This is a genomic window from Mesorhizobium sp. M7A.F.Ca.CA.003.01.2.1, from assembly GCF_003998945.1.
GTDB lineage: Bacteria > Pseudomonadota > Alphaproteobacteria > Rhizobiales > Rhizobiaceae > Mesorhizobium > Mesorhizobium ciceri.
The window spans coordinates 1-3,002 of the sequence record NZ_RZRA01000726.1; the positions used below are offsets into that span (position 1 = coordinate 1).

At 64.8% G+C, this 3,002-nt stretch carries 3 protein-coding genes; all 3 read right to left on the minus strand.

The genetic code is table 11. From position 1 onward, the window contains the following. Nucleotides 1-35: 35 nt before the first annotated feature. Nucleotides 36-1,085: an ABC transporter permease gene (locus tag EN969_RS24440; RefSeq protein ID WP_063168290.1), complete on the minus strand. Its 1,050-nt coding sequence runs from the start codon at nucleotides 1,083-1,085 to the stop codon at nucleotides 36-38. Then, the gene (locus EN969_RS24445) at nucleotides 1,082-1,879 is read right to left on the minus strand and encodes an ATP-binding cassette domain-containing protein (protein ID WP_013530993.1); all 798 of its coding nucleotides are present in this window, start codon (nucleotides 1,877-1,879) and stop codon (nucleotides 1,082-1,084) included. The genes EN969_RS24440 and EN969_RS24445 overlap by 4 nt, the downstream gene beginning before the upstream one ends. 89 nt (nucleotides 1,880-1,968) lie before the next feature. Then, nucleotides 1,969-3,002: substrate-binding domain-containing protein (locus EN969_RS24450; protein ID WP_348632414.1), on the minus strand; the 1,034-nt coding region annotated here is incomplete at its 5' end.

Consider the following 3,002-nt stretch of genomic DNA (forward strand, 5'->3'; position numbering starts at 1 on the left):
CGTCAAGGCATGCGGTCCGCCAACGAAACAGCCCCTCACCGATACCGCGCCTGATTCCATTTGTGCCCCAGCAGCGACAGGATGATGATCAGCCCGTTGAAGAACTGCACATAGAAACCGCTTAATCCCGCCGCCACGACGCCGGTCTGGATGAAGGACACGGTAACCGCGCCGATGGCGCCGCCGACGACGGTGCCGATGCCGCCCCAGGTCGGCGTGCCGCCGACGAACACCGAGGCCAGCACCGGCAGGAGATAGCCGTCGCCGGCGGTCGGCCACCAGGTGAAGTTGATCATCACCGAGAAGGTGCCGGCGATGGCCGCGCCGATGCCGACGAAGACGAACACTTTCACCCGCACACGCTTGACGTCGATGCCCATCTGCTGGGCGCTGTCTGGATTGTCGCCGACCACCCTCACCTGCGCGCCGAAGCGGTGCCGGTTGTAGAGCATCGCCGACAGCACGACGAAGCCGATGGCCCAGAAGATCTGCACCGGAACGCCCAGGACCTGGCTGGAGAAGATCGTGTAGGCCCAGCTGTCGCTGAGGCTGGTCAGCGCCATCGACTTGCCCTCGTTGATGATCTGGATCAGGCCGCGCAGCAGGAAATTCATGCCCAGCGTGGCGATCAACGACGACAGCCCGCCATAGACGACCAGCGAGCCTACCAGGAAGCCGAGCAGCATGCCGGTGACGAGTGCCGCGGCGATGCCGAGAAACGGATCGTAGCCGGCCTGCACGACCAGCGCGAAGACCCATGAGGCGAAGCCCATCGTTGCCGGAAACGACAGGTCGATCTCGCCGCAGGTGACGACGAAGACCAGCGGCACCACCACGAACAGCGCAACGGGGAGCGTCGTCAGCACCGAACGGTAGAGATACCAGGTGGTGAAAACGGTCGGGTTGGCGATCAGGAACACCGTCATCATGACGATGAACACGGCGAGCGTGCCGAGCGCGGCACGGTTGTCGAGGATGAAGCCGCGCATCCAGTGATCGGATGGGTGCCTCCATTCCTTTTGAGAACTGGGACGGGGAATGCCGGCGGACGGCTCGTGCAGGTTGGGCTCCATGGTCTTGCTCATCGTGCTCTCTGCTCCGCGTCGCCGGCATCGTGCAGCCCGGCCAATCCGCCGGGATGCGCGACCTCTTCCATGAAGTTGATGAGATCTTCGGCCGACTTGACCTCGCTGCGGTCGGTCGTCAGTGCAACCTTGCCGCGGTCCAGCACCACGAAGCGGTCGGCGATGTCGAAGACATGATGGATGTTGTGGCCGATGAACAGGATCGAGCGGCCGCTCGCCCGCACCTGGCGCACGAAATGGAACACCTTGGCGGTCTCGGTCAGCGACAGCGCCGTCGTCGGTTCGTCGAGGACGATCAGCTCGGCCTGCTTGTAGATGGCGCGGGCGATCGCCACGCCCTGGCGTTCGCCGCCCGAAAGCTGGCCGACGATCGACTGCGGCGTGAACACTTTCGAGGTGAAGCCGATCTCGCGCATCAGCCGGCTTGCCTCCTCGATCTCCTTGTTGACCCTGAGAAAGCCCATGAAGCCGGTCAGCTCGCGGCCCATGAAGATGTTGCGAACGATGGTCTGCTGCACGGCCAGCGCCCGGTCCTGGAACACCGTCTCGATGCCGGCCTCGCGCGAACGCGCCGCGCTCCACCCGGTCACCGGCTTGCCACGCACGAGGATTTCGCCGCTGGTCGGCTTGACCACGCCCGAGAGGATCTTGATCAGCGTCGACTTGCCGGCGCCATTGTCGCCGAGCAGGCCGACCACCTCGCCGCGGTCGACGCTGAGATTGACCCCGCCCAGTGCATAGACCTGGCCATAGGACTTGCTGATGTCGCGCAGTTCGATGAGGCGTTCGGCCATCGGATGCTCGCTTTCATTGTCTCGTGCCGGCGTCGTCGCCAGCGGTCCCGCCGGCCGGGGCCTGAGATCCCGGCCGGCGGCTTGGGAGGTCAGCGCAGCGCCTGCTTGGCGAGCTCGGCGACGATCTCGTAATTTTCGGGCGTGACGAAGCCGGCGCCGGTGTCGACATTCATCGGCGCCAGCCCCAGCACAACCTGCTGGCAGAGGCTGAGGATCGGCAGATAGCCCTGCAGGAACGGCTGCTGGTCGGCGGTCAATTGCACCCAGCCACCCTTGAAACCCTCGACGATCTGCGGGCTGGTGTCGAAGCCGAAATTGAAGATCTCGCCCGCCTTGCGTCCGGCCGCCTGCATATAGGTCGAGACATTGCCGAGCATCTGCCCGCCGGGATAGCCGACCGCCTTGACGTCGGGATTGTTGAGCAGCGCCGCGGTGATCACCGGAATGGCCAGGTTGGGATCGGACGCCCATTCGCCGCTCGGCGGTGAGGACAACTGGATGACCTCGACGCCGGCTTCCTTGAGCGCCGCCACCGTGCCGCGTTCGCGCGCGCCGCGACTTTCGTTTTCGAACGGACCGATCATGATCGCCTTGTCGCCGGCCTTCAGCTTGCCCAGTTTGAACGCCTCGGCGCCGAGCGCGCGGCCCTGCTGTTCCTGCTGGGCGCCGACATAGCCGCCGCCGAACGCTTCCACCACCTTCGGCACAGGCACGTTCTGGTACATCATCTTGATGCCGTCCTTGTGCGCCTGTTCGGCGAGCGGCATGATTGATGCGTCGCCCGGATGGCCCATCATGGCGATGCCGTTGGGCTTGACCGCGACGGCCTCGCGCAGTTGCTGCACCATCTTTTCGATGTCCCACTGGGAGAAGATGTAGTCGACCTTCGGCCCCAGATCGGCCTCTGCCTGCTTGGCGCCATTGTAGACGATGGTGCCGAAAGCGTCGCCCTCGGCGCCGCCGACGAAGAAGCGGATGTGGACGTCCTTGCACCATTTGGCGTCGAGCGCCTGCGCGGGCAAGGTGGAGATCGCAGCGGCAAGCACCGTGGCGGCGGCCACGACGGTCGAGCGCAGAACTGTCCTTCTCATCGTCATGCTCATGCACTTATCCTCCCTTTTTG

Coding starts and splice junctions, on each gene's coding strand:
- EN969_RS24440 (WP_063168290.1), bottom strand. CDS start 1,085: ATGAGCAAGACCATGGAGCCCAACCTGCACGAGCCGTCCGCCGGCATT.
- EN969_RS24445 (WP_013530993.1), bottom strand. CDS start 1,879: ATGGCCGAACGCCTCATCGAACTGCGCGACATCAGCAAGTCCTATGGC.